Raw genomic sequence first — 21,093 nt, 5'->3', positions numbered from 1 at the left:
CGCGAAGGGTTTTCCTGTCAGCTGCTGAAGAAGGCGGACGTCCTCCGACAGGATGGCTGAATCGCTCCGAGAGCTGGCAGGTTGTGGCCGTAACGAGCATGACGACCGGCCCGGGAGGGTTCACAGCCGGTCTGTCTGTTTCGGGCAGCGCAGTGGACCCGGCTCTGTGGCCGCGTAACCTGCGCCCGCCCCACCCGCCAAGGTCGCTGTACCTCTCCGGGGCGACTGTACGCCGTCGGGCCATGGCCCCCACCCCACCCGTACGGGCGGTTTGGCGCGGCGGCATGGTCCCGGATGGGTGTCGTACAGGTGCGGGAGCAGCATGCCCGCGATCTATTGGGGCGCAGTCGGAAGCACACGGCACCGTCCCGGTCAGGAGGCACTCCATGCGTGGAGCCAGGTACGCCAAGTGGGTCGCATGCGCCATGGCCGCCGCCCTCGCGGCGACCGCCTGCGGCGGCGACTCCGGTGGCGGCGAGGGGATCCTGAGCTCGTCGTGGGGCGACCCCCAGAACCCCCTGGAGCCCGCCAACACCAACGAGGTCCAGGGCGGCAAGGTGCTGGACATGATCTTCCGGGGGCTGAAGAGGTACGACCCGGAGACCGGCGAAGCCGAGAACATGGTCGCCGAGAGCATCGAGACGACCGACTCCCAGAACTTCACCGTCACCCTCAAGGACGGCTGGACCTTCAGCAACGGCGAGAAGGTCACCGCCGAGTCCTTCGTCGACGCATGGAACTACGCCGCGGACATCGACAACACCCAGGCCAACGCCCCCTTCTTCAGCGACATCGTCGGCTACGACGAGGTCCACCCGGCCGAGGGCTCCGCCACCGCCGACACCATGAGCGGTCTGGCCGTCCAGGACGACCTGCACTTCACCGTCGCACTGAAGAACAAGTTCTCCACCTGGCCCGACACCCTCGGCTACAACGCGTTCATGCCGCTGCCCCAGGCGTTCTTCACCGACCACGCCGCCTGGCTGAACAAGCCGGTCGGCAACGGCCCGTACACCGTGGACTCGTACGAGCGCGGCAGCGTCATGCGGCTGCGCCGCTGGGAGAACTACACCGGCCCCGACAAGGCCCAGAACGCCGGTGTCGACCTGCGGGTCTACACCGACAACAACACCGCCTACACGGACCTGCTCGCCGGCAACCTGGACCTCGTCGACGACATCCCCGCCCAGCAGCTCCGCAACGTGGAGAGCGATCTGGGGGACCGGTACATCAACCAGCCGGCGCTGATCATCCAGACGGTCGTGTTCCCCTTCTACCGGCCCGAGTGGAACAAGCCCGGCATGGAGAAGGTCCGCATCGGCATCTCCAAGGCGATCAACCGCGAGGAGATCACCCAGCAGATCTTCCAGAACACCCGCACCCCCGCCGAGGACTGGACCTCACCCGCCCTCGGCGAGCAGGGCGGGTTCGCCGACATCTGCGGCGACGCCTGCGAGTTCGACCCGGACGCGGCCAAGCAGCTCATCGCCGAGGGCGGCGGCCTCCCCGGCGGCAAGATGACCCTCACCTCCAACGTGGACACCGGCTCCCACCGCGACTGGATGGAAGCGGTCTGCAACAGCATCAACAACGTCCTCGCCCAGGGCACCGTCTGCACCGTCAACCCCGTCGGCACCTTCGCGGACTTCCGCAACCAGGTCACCACCGACAAGATGACCGGCCCCTACCGCTCCGGCTGGCAGGCCGACTACCCGCTCATCCAGAACTTCCTCCAGCCGCTGTACTACACCGGCGCCTCCTCCAACAACGGCAAGTTCAGCAACGCCCGGTTCGACCAGCTCGTCGACGAGGCCAACGCCGAGAGCGACCAGGCCAAGGCCGTCGACCTGTTCCAGGACTCCGAGCGGGTCCTCGCGGAGCAGATGCCGGCCATCCCGCTGTGGTACCAGAACGGCAGTGCGGGCTACGCCGAGCGGCTCTCGGACGTGAAGCTCAACCAGTTCAGCGTCCCGGTGTACGACCAGATCAAGGTCGGCTGAGCGGGCCCCGGCATGGGACGCTACGTCATCCGGCGGCTCCTGCAGATGGTCCCGGTGTTCATCGGGACCACCCTGCTCATCTTCCTCATGGTGTACGCCCTCGGGGACCCGGTCGCCGCCCTGTTCGGCGACAAGGCCCCCGACCCGGCCACCGCCGCCCGCATCCGCGAGGACCTCAACCTCGACGAGCCCCTGTGGAAGCAGTACCTGCTCTACATGGCCGCCATCTTCCAGGGCGACTTCGGCACCGCCTTCAACGGCCAGCCCGTCCTCGACCTGATGGCCGACGCCTTCCCCGTCACCCTCCGGCTGACGATCGTCGCCATCGCCATCGAGATCGTCTTCGGGATCGCCCTCGGCGTGATCAGCGGACTGAAGCGCGGGCGGCCCGTCGACACGGGACTGCTCGTCCTCACCCTGATCGTCATCTCCGTCCCCACCTTCGTCTCCGGCTACCTCCTCCAGTACCTGCTGGGCGTGAAGTGGGGCTGGGTGAGGCCGTCGGTGTCCTCCGACGCGACCTTCGACGAACTGATCCTGCCCGGCGTCGTCCTGGCCCTGGTCTCCCTCGCGTACGTCACCCGGCTCAGCCGCACCTCCATCGCGGAGAACGTCCGCGCCGACTACGTCCGCACCGCCACCGCCAAGGGCCTGCCGCGGCGCCGCATCATCACCCGGCACCTGCTGCGCAACTCCCTGATCCCGGTCGTCACCTTCATCGGCGCCGACGTGGGCGCCCTCATGGGCGGGGCCATCGTCACCGAGCGGATCTTCAACATCCACGGCGTCGGCTACCAGCTCTACCAGGGCATCCTGCGCAACAACTCGCCCACCGTCGTCGGCTTCGTGACGATCCTCGTGATCGTCTTCCTGGTGGCGAACCTGCTCGTCGACCTGCTCTACGCGGTCCTGGACCCGAGGATCCGCTATGCCTGACGCACCCGACCCGCCCAGCCCCGAGAGCCCTGAGAGCCCTGAGAGCCCTGAGAGCCCCGAGAGTCCCGAGCCGCAGGGCCACAACCGGCCCCCCGAGGACCACCCGCACGACCCGCCCAGGCCCAAGGACCCCAACGGCATCACCACACCCGGGGGCGTCCACAGCCCCTACACCCCCTACGACGACCCCCGCGAAGTCATCGCCCCGACGGGCGCGGGCGGCCAGATGGACCTCGCCATGAGCGAAGCGGAGACCCTCGACAAGAGGGAGACCGAACCCACCACGACCGACGGCGCCGCCCCCGGCCCCGGCGGCAAACCCCGCAGCCTGTGGACCGATGCCTGGCACCAGCTGCGCCGCAACCCCGTCTTCATCGTCTCCGCCCTGCTCATCGTCTTCCTCGTCGTCATCGCGATCTGGCCGCAGCTACTCACCAGCACCGACCCGCTCCGCTGCGACCTGTCCAAGTCCCAGCAGGGCTCAGAGCCGGGCCACCCCTTCGGGTACGACACCCAGGGCTGCGACGTGTACGCGCGCACCGTCCACGGGGCCCGTGCCTCCATCACCGTCGGCATCGCCGCCACGTTCGGCGCCGCCCTGCTCGGCAGCCTGCTGGGCGGCCTCGCGGGCTTCTCCGGCGGCTGGAGCGACGCCCTGCTCTCCCGTACCGCCGACATCTTCTTCGGCATCCCCGTCATCCTCGGCGGCCTGGTCTTCCTGTCCGTCGTCACCAGCACCACCGTCTGGCCCGTCGTCGGGCTCATCGTGCTGCTCGGCTGGCCCCAGCTCGCCCGCATCGCGCGCGGCTCGGTCATCACCGCCAAACAGCACGACTACGTCCAGGCCGCCCGCTCCCTGGGCGCGAGCCCCGGGCGGATCCTGCTCCGCCATGTCGCGCCCAACGCCGTCGCGCCCGTCATCGTGGTCGCGACGATCGCCCTCGGCACGTACATCGCGCTGGAGGCCACCCTGTCCTTCCTCGGTGTCGGGCTGCGCCCGCCCACCGTGTCGTGGGGCATCGACATCTCCAACGCGGCCCCGCAGATCCGCAACGCCCCCCACATGCTGCTGTGGCCGGCCGGTGCCCTCAGCATCACCGTGCTCGCGTTCATCATGCTCGGCGACGCCGTCCGCGACGCCCTCGACCCGAAGCTGAGGTGAGAGCCGCCGTGCTGCTCGAAGTCCGCGACCTCCACGTCGAGTTCCACACCCGCGACGGCGTCGCCAAGGCGGTCAACGGTGTCACGTACTCCGTCGACGAGGGCGAGACCCTCGCCGTGCTGGGGGAGTCGGGCTCCGGCAAGTCCGTCACCGCGCAGGCCGTCATGGGCATCCTCGACATGCCCCCCGGCAGGATCACCGGCGGGCAGATCCTCTTCCAGGGACGCGACCTGCTCACCCTCAAGGAGGACGAGCGGCGCGGGATCCGCGGCGCCGGAATGGCGATGATCTTCCAGGACGCGCTGTCCGCCCTGAACCCCGTTCTCACCGTGGGCGACCAGCTCGGGGAGATGTTCGTCGTCCACCGCGGCATGTCCAGGAAGGACGCCCGCGAGAAGGCCGTCGAACTCATGGACCGGGTCCGCATCCCCGCCGCCCGCGAACGCGTCGGCCAGTACCCGCACCAGTTCTCCGGCGGCATGCGCCAGCGCATCATGATCGCCATGGCGATGGCCCTCGAACCCGCCCTGATCATCGCGGACGAGCCCACCACCGCCCTCGACGTCACCGTCCAGGCCCAGGTCATGGAACTGCTCGCGGAACTCCAGCGCGAACTGCGCATGGGCCTCATCCTGATCACCCACGACCTCGGCGTCGTCGCGGACGTGGCCGACCGGATCGCGGTGATGTACGCCGGCCGGATCGTCGAGACCGCGCCCGTCCACGACATCTACAAGGCGCCCGCCCACCCCTACACCCAGGGTCTCCTCGACTCCATCCCGCGCCTCGACCAGAAGGGCCGGGAGCTGTACGCCATCAAGGGCCTGCCGCCCAACCTGATGGCCATCCCGCCCGGCTGCGCCTTCCACCCGCGCTGCCCCCGCGCCCGCGACCTCTGCCACACCGACGTCCCGCCCCTGTACGAGGTGTCCCTCACCCGGGCCAGCGCCTGCCACTTCTGGCGGGAGACCCTGAACAAGGAGCCGATCGATGCCGCCCAGCACTGAGAGCAGGGCCGAGACCGCACAGCTCCAGCAGCCCCGCCCGCCGGCCGAGCCGCCCATCCTGGAGGTGCGGGACCTCGTCAAGCACTACCCCCTCACCCAGGGCGTCCTCTTCAAGAAGCAGGTCGGCGCGGTCAAGGCCGTCGACGGCGTCACCTTCGACCTGCGCCCCGGCGAGACCCTCGGCATCGTCGGGGAGTCCGGCTGCGGCAAGTCCACGGTCGCCCGCATGCTCGTCAACCTGGAACGCCCCACCTCCGGCGAGATCCGCTACCAGGGTGAGGACATCACCCGTCTGTCCGGCAGGGCCATGAAGGCCGTGCGGCGCGACATCCAGATGGTGTTCCAGGACCCGTACACCTCCCTCAACCCCCGCATGACGGTCGGCGACATCGTCGGGGAGCCGTACGAGATCCACCCCGAGGCCGCCCCCAAGGGCGAGCGCCGCCGCAGGGTTCAGGACCTGCTGGAGGTCGTCGGCCTCAACCCCGAGCACATCAACCGCTACCCGCACCAGTTCTCCGGCGGCCAGCGGCAGCGCATCGGCATCGCCCGGGGCCTCGCCCTGCGCCCCCGGATCATCGTCGCGGACGAGCCGGTCTCCGCGCTGGACGTCTCCGTGCAGGCCCAGGTCGTCAACCTGCTGGAGAGCCTCCAGGCGGAGTTCTCCCTCTCGTACGTGTTCATCGCCCACGACCTGTCGATTGTCCGGCACATCTCCGACCGGGTCGGCGTCATGTACCTGGGCCGCATCGTCGAGACCGGCACCGACACCGAGATCTACGACCACCCCACGCACCCCTACACCCAGGCGCTGCTGTCCGCGGTGCCCGTGCCCGACCCGGCGGCCCGTGCACACCGCGAACGCATCCTGCTGGCCGGCGACGTGCCCTCCCCGGCGAACCCGCCCTCCGGCTGCCGGTTCCGCACCCGCTGCTGGAAGGCCCAGGAGCGGTGCGCCCTGGAGCTGCCGCCGCTGGAGGTGCCGCCGTGGTTCCGGGACGCGGAGCCGCGCACGGCCGGGCATCCGTCGGCATGCCACTTCGCCGAGGAGAAACACGTGGTGCCGGAAGGCAGTTGAGCGGGGCGCGGCCCGTCGCCGCGTTCCTCCGGGGGACGTCTCCGGCCGGTTAACACGGTGGACACGGCTCCGACCTCGTTCCGATATACGGACACGGAAGTCTGAACTGTGTACGGCCGTGCGGGTGCCGTGGACCGGCCGGGGCGTTGCCATGTCGTCCCGGCCGGTCGCCATGCGGACACCTTTACATATGGATTCGGCCAAGTTCCCGTACGCGGACTCGTGACGCGCGCAGACCCGTGCCGGACCGCGTGGCTCACCCCTTCTCGTACGCCCGATCGGTACAAGTGCCGCAAGGGGTACGGGTGCTCGCCGCCGGGCGGGATCCGGCCGCACGGATGTCCGCCCTGCGGACGCGCCCGCTGCGCGGCCCGCCCTCAGGCCCTTCGGGCAACAGATCCGGCCATGCGGAGCCCGGGAGGCGGGCCCGGTGCGGCGGCGATCATCTGTCCGAAACCCGGGTTGTGCGCCCCCGAGTGCCTCTGTGCGACGGCCACGGGGTGCGAGCGGATCGTTATGATCCGTAGCGCAAGGTGGGTAAGAACCCTCTGGCACATGCGCGCTGACCGTTCCCGACACCGATGGAGGTGAACCGCCGTGGCACTCTCGATTTCGGCGGTGGTGCTGCTGGCGATCATCGTCTTCCTGCTGATCAAGAAATCGGGGCTGAAGGCCGGGCATGCGGTGGTGTGCATGCTCCTGGGTTTCTACATCGCCAGCTCCTCCATCGCGCCCACGGTCAGCAGTCTGACCACGAGCGTGGCGAGCATGATCGGCAGCTTCAAGTTCTAGCGCCACCTCCTGTGCGGCTTCCCGTGCGCCGCTCCGGCGCCGGGGGCTCGTAGGGTGTCCGTATGACGGATCTGCCCACCCGTCGTCTGCTCCTGGTGCACGCGCACCCCGACGACGAGTCGATCAACAACGGCGCCACCATGGCCAAGTACGCGGCCGAAGGCGCCCAGGTCACCCTGGTGACCTGCACCCGGGGCGAGGAGGGCGAGGTCATCCCGCCCGCCCTCGCCCACCTCGCACCCGACCGGGAGGACCGGCTCGGCCCGTACCGCGTGGGCGAACTCGCCGCCGCCATGAAGGAGCTGGGCGTCACCGACCACCGCTTCCTCGGTGGCCCCGGCGCCTACCGCGACTCCGGCATGATGGGCCTCCCACAGAACGAGCGCCCCGGCGCCTTCTGGAGCGCGGACCTCGACGAGGCGGCGGCCCACCTGGTCGCGGTGATCCGCGAGACGCGCCCCCAGGTCCTGGTGACCTACGACCCGGACGGCGGATACGGGCACCCCGACCACATCCAGGCCCACCGGGTGGCGATGCGCGCCGCGGACCTGGCGGCGGACCCGGCGTACGCCCCGGAGCTGGGTGCCCCGTACGCGATCGCCAAGATCTACTGGAACCGCGTCCCGCGTCCGGTGGCGGAGGCGGGCTTCGCGGCCCTGCGCACGGCGACGGACGTGACGTTCCCGGGTGCCGGCACGATCGAGGACATCCCGGGCGTGGTCGACGACGGTGCCGTCACCGCGCATATCGACGGCACGCCGTACGCGGACCGCAAGGCCGCGGCCATGCGGGCGCACGCCACACAGGTCACCGTGCAGGGGGCGTTCTTCGCGCTCTCCAACGAACTGGGCCAGCCCCTCTTCTCCGACGAGTACTACGAACTGGCGCGAGGAGAGCCGGGAGCACCGGAAGGACGGCGGGAGACCGACCTGTTCGCGGGAGTGGTCGCCCCGTGAAGGCGCTGGCGCATGCGGGGCTTGTCGTGCTCGGCGCGCTGGTGGGCACGGCGGGCGCGCTCGTGCAGGGCGGCTGGTTCCCCGGCGGCCTGCTGCTGGCCCTCCTGGCGACCTTCTTCCTCTTCTACGCCGGGCTGCGCGCGACCGGCAGCCACCTCGGCATCCTCAGCGCCGGAGCCGGCTGGCTGGTGGCCGTCATCCTGCTCAGCCGCGGCCGCGGTGAGGGTGACCAGCTGTTCTGGGGAGGACTGGCCGATCTGGTGTACGTGCTGGGTGGCATGTCACTCGCTGTGATCTGTGCCACTTTGGCTGTGGTGCCCCAACACCACGGGCCGGCACGCCCACTTGACAAGTGACCCGTTCGAACTTGCCCCGTCGTGCGTGCTGATGTTCCCCTGGCCGGGAATGGCGCGCCGACGGCGGCCAGTATGGTGGTGCGTCGCCGCCGGACGCCCGCGTGTGTGAGAGCGGGCGGCGGAGCCAACCGGGAGAGCCTGCTTTGACTCGTGAAACTGACACCTCGTCCTCGGGGCCCCAGGGGCGTGGCGGAGCCGCGTACCCCTCGGGGACACCGCCGTACGGAACCGGCCGGTCCCAGGAGACGCCGGGCGACGCCGACACGGACGCCGCCGCTGCCGCCGGGGAGCCGGAGCAGCCGAAGACCGAGACGACGCTGACGACCCGCATCCGGATCAACATCCCCGGGTCGCGGCCCATCCCGCCCGTGGTCATGCGCAAGCCGGTCGGCGAGGGCGACGGGACGGAGGAGGAGGCCGCGGAGCCCGCCTCCGACGTCCCCGCGCGTCGCGCCGCCCCGGAGCCGGAGAGCCCGGCGGAGCGCACGGGCGCGAACCCGCGCGTCCAGGACGAACCGAAGCCCGCGCAGCGCGAGACGGGGACAAGTGACTGGTTCGCCCCGCGGAAGCCGCCGACGGCGGCGGACAGCGCGGCGACGGGGTCCGCCGGGAGCGGGGCCCCCGGCGCCGGTACGGGCTCCGTCCCCGGCTCGGGCCCGGCCGCGGGCGGGAACAGCGGCGGCTACGGGGCCACCGGGCGCCCGGCACCGCCCGGTCCGCAGGCCGACGGGCCCCAGGGCCGGGGGACCCGCCCCGCCGGCCCGGCGATGCCGTACTTCTCGGACGGTCCCGAGCCTCCCTCGGGCCCGACGACCGGCCCCGCGCTGGGCACGACCCACGTCCCGCCGGAGGACCCGGCACCGGAGCCGATGGGCATCGGCATGGGCGCGGGCCTGGGGATGTCGGACGACACGGCGGTCCTGACCCCGCGGCCGTCCCCGGCCGACCCGCAGTCCCCCCGGCAGGAGCACCCCCCGCAGGTGTCGGGCGACACCCTGACGACGGGCATCCCGGTGGTCCCGCAGGACGACCGCGCCGCGCGGCCCGGGCCGTTCCCCATGTCGGGCCCGGCGCAGGTGACGCGGGAACAGACCGCGCCGTCCGGCTACGACGCCTACCCGCCCGCGCTCGACGAGCCCGCCCCGGCGGCGCCCGCGCCGACCCCCGCTCCGGAGACCCGTGTCCCGGCGTCGGCACGCCCGAAGAAGGGCCGCTCGAAGCTGGTCCTGGCGGCAGTGGGCCTCGTGACGGCGGCGGGCGTCACCTACGGCGCCGGTCTGCTGCTGAACCACTCCGACGTCCCGAAGGGCACGACGGTCCTCGGCGTGGACATCGGCGGCGGCACCAAGGAGGAGGCCGCCCAGAAGCTGTCGACCGCCCTCGGCCCGCGCGCCGCCCGCCCGCTGGAGCTGAGCATCGGCGGCGAGAAGGAGACCCTGGCACCCGACAAGGCGGGCCTCACCCTGGACACTCAGGCGACGGTCCGGGGCGCGGCCGGAAGCGACTACAACCCGGTGTCGGTGATCGGTTCCCTGTTCGGCCAGGAGCGCGTCGCACAGCCGGTCATCCCGGTGGACGAGGAGAAACTGGCCGTCGCCCTGCGCGACCTGGCGGGCGGCTCCGGCACGGTCACCGAGGGCACGATCACCTTCGAGCCGGGCAAGGTCACCGCCGTACCCGGCAAGTCCGGCAAGTCCCTGGACATCGCCCGGTCGATGATCTCCGTACGGGACGCCTACCGCGCCCAGGTCGAGACCGGCCAGACGAAGGTCGTCGAACTGCCGCTCGCCACCCAGCAGCCGACGATCACCCAGGCCGAGCTGGACCGCGCGATGAAGGAGTTCGCGGAGCCGGCGATGTCGGGCCTGATCACGATCCAGGCCGGCGGCAGGCAGATCCAGTTCGGCCCGCAGCGCTCGCTGCCGCAGATCCTCTCCATGAAGCCGGTCGAGGGCCGCCTGGTCGAGGTCTACGACAAGCAGGCGATCGACCGCCTTCTGGACGGCGTCTTCGACGGCATCACGATCACCAAGGGCGACGGCCAGCAGCACCAGCTCAGCGCCGACGACGTCGCCAGCGCGATGCAGACCGCCCTGCTGGGCCAGACCCCGGCGGAACGGACGGTCGAGATCGACCTCGACCCGCAGGGGTAGGGGCCGGTACGGCACGAAGGGCGCGGCTTCCGTCCGGCGGAACCGCGCCCTTCGCGCGGAGGGCGCCTGCGCCCGCGGTACGAGGGAAGCGGCCGGCCCGCCGCCGAACGGGCCTGCCCGGTTCGCCGGTTCGGCTGCCGTGCCGCCGGACGGCCCGACAGCATGGACGCATGACAGCAGCAGCGATGCACGAGCCGGTCATGGAGCTGATCCGCGCGTCGATGGACCCGGCGGGCCGACATGTGACTCTGCGGAAGGATCATCCTGCCTGCCAGGTGGTCATCCGCGCGGCGAAGGCCGATCTCACTGCGGGCGGCACCGAGAACGTCAACCGCCTCGCGGTGGGCGCGGGGGTTGCCGCCGCCGGGCTCACCGCGCTGCTCGCGGAGCATCGCGGGCTGGAGCCGGGGGAGTTCGTCGACCAGATCGACGCCACCCCCATCCCCGGGCCCGGGGTGTCACCGGGCGTCGTGGAGATGCTGCGCAGCCTGCTCACCGGAGCTGCGGGCATGCGGCAGACGGCCGAGCTGGTGGTCAGGATGCCGCGCGACGACGAGGAGGGCTACTACGACCTGATCGTCGACCTGGGCGACTACGCGGCTGCCTGCACGGACCTGCTGAACACCCTGGGCGTGAGCGGCACGGAGGACACCCTCGCGGAGCTGGACGGCATGCTGCGCGGCTTCTACGGCGCCTGACGCCCGGCCCTCCCCGTGTCGGGACCCTGCCGGTACATCCCCGCGTGCGAAGGTTGCGCCGAAGTGGTCGGACCCGCACGCGGAGGACGCACGACATGGCGTACGTACAGGCCGGTGAGGTGCAGCTGCACTACGAGGAGGCAGGTGAGGGCGAGCCCCTCGTCCTGGTCCACGGCTCGTGGAACGACCACCGCTCCTGGCTGCCCGCCATCGGGGCCGGTCTCGGAGAGGGCTTCCGTGTCATCGCGTACGACCGCCGGGGCCACGGCCGGAGCGAGCAGGTGCCCGGCCAGGGCACCCGGCGGCAGGACGAGGACGACCTCGCGGCGCTGATCGGGGCGCTCGGTCCGGCGCCCGTGCATGTCGCGGGCAACTCCTTCGGCGCCTCGATCGTCGCCGGCCTGGCGGCGCGCCGCCCGGAACTGCTCCGTACGGTCTTCCTCCACGAGCCTCCGCTCGCCGGGCTGGTCCGCGACGACCCCGCCGTGGCGCCGGAGCTGCAACCGGTGTCGAGCGCGATCGAGGACGTGAGAGAACTGCTGCTCCGGGGCGAGACCGAGGCCGGCGCGGAGATGTTCGTCGAGCGGATCGCGCTCGGCCCCGGCGGCTGGACGTCGATGCCCGAGGCCCTGCGGGGCGTCTTCCTCACCCACGCCGCGACCTGGCTGGATGAGACCGGCGACCCCGACTGGGCGAACCTGGACGTCGACGCGCTCGCCGCCTGCACGGCCCCCGTCCTGCTCAGCCACGGCACGGAGAGCCCGGCCTGGTTCGAGGCGATCCTGGACCGCCTGGCCGCCGTCCTGCCCCACGCGGGGCGCAACACCTTCCGGGGCGCGGGTCACATCCCCCATGTGACACACCCCCAGGACTACGCCGCCACGGTCACCCGCTGGGCCCGCAAACCGAGTTGACGGCCCCGGACCCGCCGGGTTCTCCTGCCGCCATGACCGGCCTGCGCATCCGCCACCTGGACGACCCGGACGACGACGCCACGCTCAGAGACTGGCGGCACGTCCACAACACGATCATCCCGACGCATCACCTGTCCCCGGACGACGTCCGGGACCGCGTCGTACGCCACCACCTGGAGGTGGCCTACACGGGCGAGGTCCTCGTCGGCTGCACCACCGTCCGCCCCCCGGCCGACGGAACGGCGACGGCCACGGTCATCGCCCGCGTCCTGCCCGCCCACCGCCGCCAGGGGTACGGCGAGGAGCTGTACACCCGCGGCCTCGCCCGGGCACGGGCGCTCGGCGCCCATGTGATCGAGACCGTCGTCCTCTCCTCCAACCCGGACGGCCTCCGGTTCGCCCTGAGCCACGGCTTCACCGAGACCGAGCGATACCTGCTGCCCGGCGACACCGTCCCCTGGATCGACCTGAGGCTGTCCGCCGGGTGATCACCACTGCCCCCCGTACTGCCGGCGCTTCGTCCTGAGCCACCAGTCGATCTCGGCGGCCTCGATGCCGGTGGCGACCCGCAGGTCCTTCACGTGCACGCTGGCCACGAAGTGCACGAACCTGACCCGCCGCCAGTTGCAGGGCTCCCCCGCCTCCCCGATGCCGCCGTCTTCGTCGATGACCTTGCCGGGTCCGTAGACGTCGGTGGCGGTGTGGGCGACGTACGTCCCCGTGGGGAAGGGGACGTCCCGCTCTTGCGTGACCATGACCTGCATCCTCTCGCTCTGTGTGGTGAATCGCTCACAGAGTGACGCGGTGGTGGCTAGCCTCGGAAGAGGGGTGAGTGACCCAGCGTCGCAGGATCAGAGGGGAGTTATTCCATGGCCATCGAGGACACGCAGGAGGCCCGGGCGAAGTGGGGCGAGGAACTGCAGCAACTGCGGGCGAAGGCGGGACTCACGCAGGCGGCGCTGGCCGAGCTGGTGATCATGTCGCGGTCCCTGATCGCACACTTCGAGTCGGGCCGCCGCCGCCCGACGCGGCCGGACGCGGAACGCCTTGACCAGGCGCTCGGCGGGGGAGGGGTGCTCGTTCGGTTCCTGCCAGCCAAGGAGACGCGGGACATCGGGGAGCACTTCGAAAGGGCCAAGGAGTTCGAGCGTCAGGCGACGGAGATTCGCGAGTTCGCCAGCACCCTGGTGCCCGGCATTCTCCAGACCGAGGCATACATGCGGGCAGTGTTCCAGCACGCCGTTCCTCCCAAGACGGCAGAGGCGTGTGACAGGGCCGTCGTAGCGCGCCTCAAGCGTGCGCGGATCCTGGACGGCCCTCAGTCGCCCATGGTGTGGGCGCTGATGGACGAAGCCGTTCTGCGGCGCCCGGTGGGCGGACCTGCCGTGATGGCGGAACAGCTTTCGCATATCGTGGAGTTGGGTGAGAGGCGCCGCGTTCATACGCACGTGCTTCCCTTTCGGGTGGGAGCGCACGCACTGGGTGAGGGGATGCTCATGCTGATGCGGTTCGAGGAACTGCCGCCGATCGCCTACGTAGAAGGCTGGAAGACAGGGAAGGTCTGGGACCTGCTGTCCCGGGTTGAGCAGGCCTTCGCTGCATACGATCTTGCTCTGGGCGACGCAATGTCGCACCAGGAGTCGCTGGACCTCATGAGGTCCGTAGCGGAGGGATACGAGCATGAAGCGCAGCGAGCACATCGTCCCGGACGCGTCAGCCCTGTCTGGCTGGCGCAAATCCAGCCACAGTGACCCCAACGCGGGCGCCTGCCTCGAAGTGAACGACTCCGCCTGCCCGGCCCACGTCCCCGTCCGGGACAGCAAGCACCCCACCGGCCCCGCAGTCCTGTTCGGCGCGGTCGCCTGGGCGGCGTTCGTCGGAGCCGTGCAGGCGGACAGCCTCCGCTGACAGCCGTCCCAGCCCGCCGCCGGGGTGCGGCCGCCCGTCGGCGGGAGGTGATGCGGCCCGTCAAGAGACCGGGCCCGCGCGAGCCGTCGTGAGGAGGTGAGCCCCCGGAGCGGCTCCGGCCCCCCACGACGGGGAGGCGCCTTCCTCAGCCCAGCTCGTAGCCCAACCTGTACGGGTACGGCGACTCACCCCGGTACGTGAACGAGCCCGTCCCGAGCAGGCCCGCCAACGCGCCCGTGGCCGAGCCCGGGACCACCTCGAACGTGCCGTGCACCGAGCCGTCCGCGTCGAACGTGCCGCGCTGTTCGACCACGAACGTGCCCTCGCGCCCGTCCAGGCTGCCGGTCAGCACCTCCATGCCCGTGAACGTGCCCGTCTTCTCGGCGACGTACGTGATCGTGAGCGCGCAGGCCGTCTCCGCCGCCTCGATGCCGCCGGAGAAGGTGTTGACGGTCGTGGCCGCGGCGATCCTCGGGTACGTCTCGGTCGAACCGAGCGCCTTCTCCTCCCAGTTGACGTACGCGATGTGGCCGGAGATCTCTACGGGCATGGGTGGTGTCCTGTTCGTTCGGGCGCACGGTGTGTCCGCGCGGCGGTGCTGTGCTGCGTGCCCAGCCTCACCCCCGTACCTGACATCTTCTGTCAGGTACGGTTCGGACCCATGCGCGCCGACCGGCTTGTCGCCCTGCTCCTGCTGCTCCAGAACCGCGGACGGATGACCGCTCCCGAACTCGCCGCGGAGCTGGAGGTGTCCGTCCGCACCGTCTACCGGGACATCGAGGCCCTCGGGGCGTCGGGTGTGCCCGTGTGCGCCGACCGGGGTCCCGCGGGCGGCTACCGGCTGATGGACGGGTACCGGACGCGGCTCACCGGGCTGACCGGCGCCGAGGCCGACGCGCTGTTCTTCGCGGGGGCGCCCGGGCCGGCGAAGGACCTGGGGCTGGGCGCCGTGCTCGCGACCGCCCGGCTGAAACTGACGGCCGCACTGCCGGAGGGGCTGGCGGCACGGGCCCAGCGGGTGCAGGAGTGCTTCCATCTCGACGCGCCCGGGTGGTTCCGGGAGGGCGAGGAGGTCCCGTACCTGGAGGCGGTCGCCCGGGCCGTGTGGGAGCAGCGCGTGCTGCGGGCCCACTACCGGCGCTGGCGCGGAGAGGTCCGCCGGGAGCTGCACCCGCTGGGGCTCGTCCTCAAGGGCGGCATCTGGTACCTGGTGGCGCGGGCGGACGGCGACGTCCGGACGTACCGGGTGTCACGGTTCCTGGACGTGGAGGTCACCACGCAGGGCTTCGAGCGTCCGGACGGGTTCGACCTCGCCGCCTCCTGGGACCACTCCTCCCGGCGGCTGGAGGGCGCGCTGCTCCAGGGGACCGCGCGGCTGAGGGTCTCGCCGCGGGGGCTTCGGCTGCTCCCGATGCTGTTCGGCGCCGTGGGCGTGCGGGCCGTGGAGGGTGCGGGGCCGCCGGGCCCGGACGGGTGGGCCGAGGCGGTGCTGGAGGTGGAGACGACGGCCGTCGCCGTCGGGGATCTGCTGCGGCTCGGTACGGAGGCCGAGGTGCTGGGGCCGCCGCCCCTGCGGGAGGCCGTCGCCGGGACCGTGGCCGAGCTGGCAGGGCGGTACGGGGGCGGGGCGGGTCCCGCGGCGGCCGACGCGCCATGACCCTTACGGGCGGGTGTGGCGGTCGACGCGCCGGTGGAAGGGATCAGCGAGGCGCGGGACCGGTTGACCGGGAGGTGGAGCGTGACGCGGGCGCTGCGGGTCGGGACGTTTCTGGCGACGGGGCCGATCGGGGCGTCGCCCGCGCTGGCGCGGATGCCCGGCACCTCCACGCTCACCGTCCCCGCCCGGGAGCGGTGTCTGGAGCTGCTCTCCGGACTGGAGGGCGTCGAGTTCACCCACGACCTGAACCTGGACCGGACCGTCATCCGTGACGGGCGGGTCCACCACGGGGACGTCTGCCTCAACGACCTCGACCTGTACGTCTGGTACGCGCAGATCGACCGGACGCCCGGCAGTTATCACCGGGAGGCCCTGTGGGCGCTCGGTCTCGACACCCGGGTGGTCGTCGACCCGGACTCCTTCGCCGTCGGTGTCGACAAGTACCGGGCCCATCTGACGCTGAGCCGCGCGGGTGCGCGGGTGCCGGAGACGGTTCTGCTGCACCCGCGGAACCTGGGGGCGGCGGAGGACGTGCTGCGTGCGTGGGGGCGGGCGCTGCTGAAGCCGCGCCACGGGTTCTACGGGCAGGGTGTCCTGCTCGTGGACGACTTCGCCACGCTTCGTGACGCCGTCGGGTACCTCACGGCGACGGCTCCCTGCGTCCCGGACGAGACGCTGCTGCTGGAGCGGTTCTACGAGAACGATCCGGCCGACTGGACGTCCGTGACGGTCGTCGGCGGGGCCGTGATGTACGGGTACCGCAAGCGGGCGGCGCGCTGGGCGACGATGCGCGGCGGGGCCACCAAGGTGTACGACCCGGCCGGGGCGGGGGGCGAGGTGGACCTGTGTCCCGTGTCTCCGGCGCAGGAGGAGCTGGCCCTGCGGGCGCAGAAGGCGCTGGGCGCGGAGATCGTCGGATTCGACATGATCCTTCATGAGGGCGAGCCGATCATCGTGGACGAGAACACGACGCCGGGGCTGTATCCGGAACTGTTCGACGCGGTCGGAAAGGAGCTGGGGGGTGAGCTGTTCCGGGTGATCGCGTGCGCGGTGGACGACTGCCGGTCCGGGTAGACGGGTGCACGTCCCCGGAACGGCGCTCGCCCTCGGTCACCGGACGGGCTGGAGCGCGCCGCACGGGAGCAGGCGCGGGGCCGGACCGGGGAAGGTTCAGTTCAGACGCGACCGCGCCGCCATCGCCTGCTGCCGCAGTTCCTCCGCAGCCGCCCGGTCCACCGGCTCCACCACGTCCGCGTACGCCTCCAGCTCCCCCGCCCCCGCGCGGAACTCGCCGCGCTGGATCAGGACCCTCGCCCGTTCGTAGCGGAGCTTCGCGGGGTGGGAGGGGAGAAGGAGGGCCAGGTCCAGGGCCCACAGGGCGACCGCGGAGTGCTCCGGCCGGGCCACCGCCCACGCGCGGATGTTGTTGAGGACGCGCAGGACGATGTCCAACGTGTCGGCCGGCAGCAGCAGGGACGGGTCGAGGCGCTCGCCGGTCGCGCCCGCCACCAGCAGTCCGGCGTCCGCACCCGTCATCGGACGGCCCCCGGCGAACGGGTCGGCCAGCACCCGCTCGCCCGGGTCCCCGAAGCCGACCACGAAGTGTCCCGGCAGCGCCACCCCGTACACCGGCGCGCCCGCCCGCCGCGCGACCTCCATCCACACCACCGACAGGGTGATCGGCAGGCCCCGGCGGCGGCGCAGCACCTGGTGCAGGAGGGAGGAGTCCAGGCGCCCGTACTCCGCGGGCGTTCCGCCGAACCCGTACTGCTCGCCCAGCAGCTTCTCCAGCGCCCGTGCCCAGGCCACCGGGTCCTTCGGGCCGTACGGCACGAGCCCGGCCAGCCGGTCCAGCTCGATCTCCGCCGCGTCCATCCCCGCCTGGCCCAGCTCCGGCTCGGCTTCCGTGCCGATCAGCAGGCACAGCAGCGCCAGGTCCGGCCGCTCCTCGCGGGCCTCCTGGGCGAACTGGCTCCTCCAGTCCTCCATACCGGTCACGTACCCGCCTCGGAGGCGCGGAAGTGGTGGTACAGGTGATGCACTGCGAAGCCCATCCCCGCGTACATGGTCCGAGCGGCCTGGTTGCCGGTCTCCACCTGGAGCCAGGCCGCCGAAGCGCCCTCCTCCAGCGCCCGTGCCGCCAGCGCGGCCATCACCGCGGTCGCCAGGCCCTCCCGGCGCCGCTCGGGGGCGACCTCGACCGCCATGAAGCCGGCCCACCGGCCGTCCACCACGCAGCGGCCGATCGCCGCGGGCACGTCTTCGGAGGCGGCGCCCGGTATCGTCGCGAACCACACCGACGGGCCCGCCTCCAGCACCCGCACCATGTGCGGCGCGGGCTCGCCCACCCGCTGGTACCGGCGCAGCCACGCGGAGTCCGGATCGCGCGACAGCCCTGCTCCGGGCTGTGCCGCCGCGTCCGCCAGCGGTGCCAGCGCTCCGACCCGCACCTCCGCCGACACCTCCCGCCGCCACCCGCGCTCCTCCAGCGCCGCGCACAGCGCCTCCTGGGTGTCCGCCGCGCCCGTCGCCACCTGCAGGTACGGTGGCAGGCCCCGTTTCCCGTACCAGGCGCGGACCCTCGTCAGCGCCTCGTCGAGCGGCACGCCCGGGTCGCCGAGCGGCAGTACCGAGTTCGCCCTGCGGGTGAACCCGTGAGCCGCGCGCAGGGTCCACTCTCCGAGTGGTTCGCTCTCGACCGGCTGCCAGGCCCGCGCCTGCACCCCCGCCAGCTCCGCGAACGAGGCCGCCGGGCCGCGCCGACGCGCCGGGGCGGCCGGGACGGTCTTCCCCGCGACCATGGAGGATTCCGGGATGCGGACGGATTCCCCGGACTTTCGTGTGATCAGCAACACACCTTCGTCCCAGGATGTGAGCACACCGACCGTGTCGGTGAACGTCCCGAGTCCGTCCCCAGCGTCCCTCAAGCAGCGCACGGACACCCTTTTGCCCACGTCAGAAGGGGTGATCCGGACATCCATCCGTCCGCCCGCAGTGAACTCCACAGCTCTCTTCGCCCCTCCTGTACGGATCCCGTTCAAGAACGGAGATACTAGGGGCGGGCATCGACGACGCCGCGCTCCCGCGCAGAGCCAGCCCTACCAAGGAGGAACGACAGCGTGACCTACGTCATCGCGCAGCCTTGTGTCGACGTCAAGGACAAGGCATGCATCGAGGAGTGCCCCGTCGACTGCATCTACGAGGGCAGCAGGTCCTTGTACATCCACCCGGACGAATGCGTCGACTGCGGGGCCTGTGAGCCGGTCTGCCCGGTCGAGGCGATCTTCTACGAGGACGACGTGCCGGAGGAGTGGAAGGACTACTACAAGGCGAACGTCGAGTTCTTCGACGAGCTCGGCTCGCCCGGTGGTGCCTCCAAGCTCGGCCTGATCGAGCGGGACCACCCCTTCGTCGCCGCCCTGCCGCCGCAGGCATGACGGCTGATCGGATCGCTTGTTGAACACCCCCGGTCCCGTACGGTCGGTTCTCCCGCCCGTACGGGACCGGGGCGTTTCACGCCCGTACGAGAAAGAGAGCAGCCCCCGTGTCCGGAGTCTCGTCCCGTCTGCCCGCCTTCCCCTGGGACAAGCTGGAGCCCTACAAGGCGACGGCCGCCGCGCACCCCGACGGGATCGTCGACCTGTCCGTCGGCACCCCGGTGGACCCGGTTCCCGGCCTGATCCGGCAGGCGCTGGTCGCCGCCGCCGACTCTCCGGGCTACCCGACCGTGTGGGGTACGCCCGCCCTGCGTGACGCCATCACCGGGTGGTGTGAGCGGCGGCTCGGCGCCCGGGGCATGGCGCACCCGAACGTCCTGCCCGTGGTCGGCTCCAAGGAACTGGTGGCCTGGCTGCCGACCCAGCTCGGTCTCGGCCCCGGCGACCGGGTCGCCTACCCGCGCCTCGCCTACCCGACGTACGAGGTGGGCGCGAGGCTCGCCCGGGCCACCCCGGTGGTCTACGACGACCCGACGGAACTGGACCCGGCCGGGCTGAAGCTGCTGTGGCTGAACTCGCCGTCCAACCCGACCGGCCGAGTGCTCGGCAAGGACGAGCTGATCCGGATCGTCGCCTGGGCGCGCGAGCACGGGGTGCTGGTGTTCAGCGACGAGTGCTACCTGGAGCTGGGCTGGGAGGCCGAACCCGTCTCCGTGCTGCACCCGGACGTGTGCGGAGGCTCCTACGAGGGGCTCGTCTCCGTCCACTCCCTGTCGAAGCGCTCCAACCTGGCCGGCTACCGGGCGGCCTTCCTGGCCGGTGACGCGGGAGTGCTGGGCGAGCTGCTCCAGATCCGCAAGCACGGCGGCATGATGACGCCCGCACCGGTGCAGGCCGCGACGGTCGCCGCGCTCGGGGACGACGCGCACGTGGCCGAGCAGCGGGAGCGGTACGCGGCCCGGCGCGCCGCGCTGCGGGCGGCCCTGGAGGGGCACGGGTTCCGGATCGAGCACAGCGAGGCGAGCCTGTACCTGTGGGCGACCCGGGACGAGGGCTGCTGGGACACCGTGGCCCACCTCGCGGAGCGGGGCGTCCTGGTCGCGCCCGGGGACTTCTACGGGGCGGCGGGGGAGCGGTTCGTGCGCGTGGCCTTCACGGCGACCGACGAGCGGGTGGCGGCCGCGGTCAAGCGGCTGGGATGACCCGCGCGGACGGGACGGGAAGCGCCCCGGCGCGGTCCCTGCGGGCCGTACCGGGGCGCGGACCCCGTCAGCCCCTGGCGGCGGTGCTGAGGGCGAAGACGTCCTCGGCGCTGTCGAGCCGTACGGGCTCGCTCTCCGCCTTCCGGCCGCTCGCGCCGCTGCCCTGGGACTTCGCGGGCGCGGAGCCGTCGGGCGCGGACGTTCCGGCGGACGCGGCCTCGGTGCCCTCCGCCAGCTCCTCCGCGACCTCCGGGTCGCGGGGCGTCTCCAGCTTCCCGCCCTCGGCGCTCACCACGCACCGCGCGGCGGACGCGCAGCTGTAGACCGGGCCGTCGGGGCCCTGGTACCAGGACGTGAGGTAGAAGACGTAGCGGCCACCGGGCAGGTCGGCCGCGATGTCGTTCAGCTCGGCCCCGGGCTCGCGGGTGAACTCGACGACCGCCTCGGTCACACCGGGCTTGCTGGACTTCTCGACCCGGATGCCGATGTTCGACGTACGGTTCGGCGGCTTGCCGGGGTCGGTGTAGTCCCTGCCCTCCTCGGCGCCCGCGATCGTGCCCAGGACGACCAGATCCGAGCGGTCGGCCAGCTCGGTGAGGCTCTCCGGGGCGTCGGCCTCCGCGGCTCCCCTGCCCGGGTGGGCGCCCCAGAACCCGGCGGGCGCGGCGGCACTGTCCTGGCGCTCACCACCGGTGCGGGAGCTGTCCGTGCGGGTGTCGTCGGCGCGGGTTCCGCCGTCCGCCGAGCAGGCCGTTCCGGCCAGCAGGACGCCGAGGGTGACGGCGGCGGTGGCCGCCTGTGCGGTACGGGTGCGCTTGCGGTGACTCATCGGTTGCT

General features: G+C 71.9%; 23 protein-coding genes. 18 read left to right on the top strand and 5 right to left on the bottom strand.

Annotation, left to right across the window (positions count from 1 at the left end; all coding sequences use genetic code 11):
* Positions 1-386 precede the first annotated feature (386 nt).
* The 12 genes from I3F58_RS11170 (at position 387) to I3F58_RS11115 (ending at position 12,540) form a co-directional block, all read left to right on the top strand.
* The gene (locus tag I3F58_RS11170; protein ID WP_240108166.1) at positions 387-2,000 is read left to right on the top strand and encodes an ABC transporter substrate-binding protein; all 1,614 of its coding nucleotides are present in this window, start codon (positions 387-389) and stop codon (positions 1,998-2,000) included.
* A gap of 12 nt (positions 2,001-2,012) precedes the next feature.
* Complete coding sequence (locus I3F58_RS11165; RefSeq protein ID WP_240108165.1) at positions 2,013-2,936, top strand: ABC transporter permease; 924 nt, start codon at positions 2,013-2,015, stop codon at positions 2,934-2,936.
* Positions 2,937-3,162: 226 nt separating this feature from the next.
* Positions 3,163-4,098 (top strand): ABC transporter permease, encoded by a 936-nt coding sequence (locus I3F58_RS11160; protein WP_240108208.1) that lies wholly within the window; start codon positions 3,163-3,165, stop codon positions 4,096-4,098.
* A gap of 8 nt (positions 4,099-4,106) precedes the next feature.
* Positions 4,107-5,105: an ABC transporter ATP-binding protein gene (locus I3F58_RS11155; RefSeq protein ID WP_240108164.1), complete on the top strand. Its 999-nt coding sequence runs from the start codon at positions 4,107-4,109 to the stop codon at positions 5,103-5,105.
* Positions 5,089-6,183 (top strand): dipeptide ABC transporter ATP-binding protein, encoded by a 1,095-nt coding sequence (locus I3F58_RS11150; RefSeq protein ID WP_240108163.1) that lies wholly within the window; start codon positions 5,089-5,091, stop codon positions 6,181-6,183. Before I3F58_RS11155 ends, I3F58_RS11150 begins: the two co-directional genes overlap by 17 nt.
* A gap of 597 nt (positions 6,184-6,780) precedes the next feature.
* A complete protein-coding gene (locus tag I3F58_RS11145; RefSeq protein WP_240108162.1) occupies positions 6,781-6,975 on the top strand; it encodes a hypothetical protein in 195 nt (64 codons plus the stop codon).
* A 62-nt stretch (positions 6,976-7,037) separates the two neighbouring features.
* Positions 7,038-7,931: an N-acetyl-1-D-myo-inositol-2-amino-2-deoxy-alpha-D-glucopyranoside deacetylase gene (mshB, locus tag I3F58_RS11140; protein WP_240108161.1), complete on the top strand. Its 894-nt coding sequence runs from the start codon at positions 7,038-7,040 to the stop codon at positions 7,929-7,931.
* The gene (locus tag I3F58_RS11135; RefSeq protein WP_240108160.1) at positions 7,928-8,287 is read left to right on the top strand and encodes a DUF6113 family protein; all 360 of its coding nucleotides are present in this window, start codon (positions 7,928-7,930) and stop codon (positions 8,285-8,287) included. Before mshB ends, I3F58_RS11135 begins: the two co-directional genes overlap by 4 nt.
* A 143-nt stretch (positions 8,288-8,430) precedes the next feature.
* Complete coding sequence (locus I3F58_RS11130; protein WP_240108159.1) at positions 8,431-10,440, top strand: hypothetical protein; 2,010 nt, start codon at positions 8,431-8,433, stop codon at positions 10,438-10,440.
* A 170-nt stretch (positions 10,441-10,610) separates the two neighbouring features.
* On the top strand, positions 10,611-11,138 hold the full coding sequence (locus tag I3F58_RS11125) for a hypothetical protein (protein WP_240108158.1): 528 nt from the start codon (positions 10,611-10,613) through the stop codon (positions 11,136-11,138).
* Between the two features lie 95 nt (positions 11,139-11,233).
* The gene (locus tag I3F58_RS11120; RefSeq protein WP_240108157.1) at positions 11,234-12,052 is read left to right on the top strand and encodes an alpha/beta fold hydrolase; all 819 of its coding nucleotides are present in this window, start codon (positions 11,234-11,236) and stop codon (positions 12,050-12,052) included.
* 32 nt (positions 12,053-12,084) lie between these two features.
* Positions 12,085-12,540 carry a GNAT family N-acetyltransferase gene (locus I3F58_RS11115; RefSeq protein ID WP_240108156.1) on the top strand — a complete coding sequence of 152 codons (456 nt, stop codon included), beginning with the start codon at positions 12,085-12,087 and terminating at the stop codon, positions 12,538-12,540.
* On the opposite strand, the gene I3F58_RS11110 is transcribed toward I3F58_RS11115, so the two are convergent.
* Positions 12,541-12,807, bottom strand: coding sequence for a hypothetical protein (locus I3F58_RS11110; protein ID WP_240108155.1), 267 nt, complete (start codon positions 12,805-12,807; stop codon positions 12,541-12,543).
* Positions 12,808-12,921: 114 nt separating this feature from the next.
* Here I3F58_RS11110 and I3F58_RS11105 point away from each other — a divergent pair, with 114 nt between their 5' ends.
* Both I3F58_RS11105 and I3F58_RS29620 read left to right on the top strand, forming a co-directional pair.
* Positions 12,922-13,803 (top strand): helix-turn-helix transcriptional regulator, encoded by an 882-nt coding sequence (locus I3F58_RS11105; protein ID WP_240108154.1) that lies wholly within the window; start codon positions 12,922-12,924, stop codon positions 13,801-13,803.
* Positions 13,804-13,828: 25 nt separating this feature from the next.
* Positions 13,829-13,960: a DUF397 domain-containing protein gene (locus I3F58_RS29620; RefSeq protein WP_308354979.1), complete on the top strand. Its 132-nt coding sequence runs from the start codon at positions 13,829-13,831 to the stop codon at positions 13,958-13,960.
* Positions 13,961-14,105: 145 nt separating this feature from the next.
* Here the strand turns inward: I3F58_RS29620 and I3F58_RS11095 are convergent, their stop codons facing one another.
* Positions 14,106-14,510: a DUF3224 domain-containing protein gene (locus I3F58_RS11095; RefSeq protein WP_240108152.1), complete on the bottom strand. Its 405-nt coding sequence runs from the start codon at positions 14,508-14,510 to the stop codon at positions 14,106-14,108.
* A gap of 111 nt (positions 14,511-14,621) precedes the next feature.
* Between I3F58_RS11095 and I3F58_RS11090 the strand changes: the two genes are divergently transcribed.
* Together I3F58_RS11090 and I3F58_RS11085 are read left to right on the top strand one after the other, a co-directional pair.
* Positions 14,622-15,617, top strand: coding sequence for a YafY family protein (locus I3F58_RS11090; protein WP_240108151.1), 996 nt, complete (start codon positions 14,622-14,624; stop codon positions 15,615-15,617).
* An 81-nt stretch (positions 15,618-15,698) separates the two neighbouring features.
* Positions 15,699-16,691, top strand: a complete 993-nt coding sequence (locus tag I3F58_RS11085) for a RimK family alpha-L-glutamate ligase (RefSeq protein ID WP_240108150.1) — start codon at positions 15,699-15,701, stop codon at positions 16,689-16,691.
* Between the two features lie 96 nt (positions 16,692-16,787).
* Here the strand turns inward: I3F58_RS11085 and I3F58_RS11080 are convergent, their stop codons facing one another.
* Complete coding sequence (locus tag I3F58_RS11080) at positions 16,788-17,606, bottom strand: transglutaminase-like domain-containing protein (RefSeq protein ID WP_240108149.1); 819 nt, start codon at positions 17,604-17,606, stop codon at positions 16,788-16,790.
* A 5-nt stretch (positions 17,607-17,611) separates the two neighbouring features.
* Positions 17,612-18,622 (bottom strand): GNAT family N-acetyltransferase, encoded by a 1,011-nt coding sequence (locus I3F58_RS11075; RefSeq protein WP_240108148.1) that lies wholly within the window; start codon positions 18,620-18,622, stop codon positions 17,612-17,614.
* Between the two features lie 114 nt (positions 18,623-18,736).
* Between I3F58_RS11075 and fdxA the strand changes: the two genes are divergently transcribed.
* Together fdxA and I3F58_RS11065 are read left to right on the top strand one after the other, a co-directional pair.
* Positions 18,737-19,054 carry a ferredoxin gene (gene fdxA / locus I3F58_RS11070; protein ID WP_240108147.1) on the top strand — a complete coding sequence of 106 codons (318 nt, stop codon included), beginning with the start codon at positions 18,737-18,739 and terminating at the stop codon, positions 19,052-19,054.
* 107 nt (positions 19,055-19,161) lie between these two features.
* Complete coding sequence (locus I3F58_RS11065; RefSeq protein WP_240108146.1) at positions 19,162-20,256, top strand: bifunctional succinyldiaminopimelate transaminase/glutamate-prephenate aminotransferase; 1,095 nt, start codon at positions 19,162-19,164, stop codon at positions 20,254-20,256.
* Positions 20,257-20,323: 67 nt separating this feature from the next.
* On the opposite strand, the gene I3F58_RS11060 is transcribed toward I3F58_RS11065, so the two are convergent.
* On the bottom strand, positions 20,324-21,085 hold the full coding sequence (locus I3F58_RS11060) for a hypothetical protein (protein WP_240108145.1): 762 nt from the start codon (positions 21,083-21,085) through the stop codon (positions 20,324-20,326).
* Between the last annotated feature and the right edge of the window lie 8 nt (positions 21,086-21,093).

The organism is Streptomyces sp. MUM 203J (assembly GCF_022414595.1).
In the GTDB taxonomy this organism is placed as follows: domain Bacteria; phylum Actinomycetota; class Actinomycetes; order Streptomycetales; family Streptomycetaceae; genus Streptomyces.
This window is presented reverse-complemented; position numbering and strand designations above follow the sequence as displayed.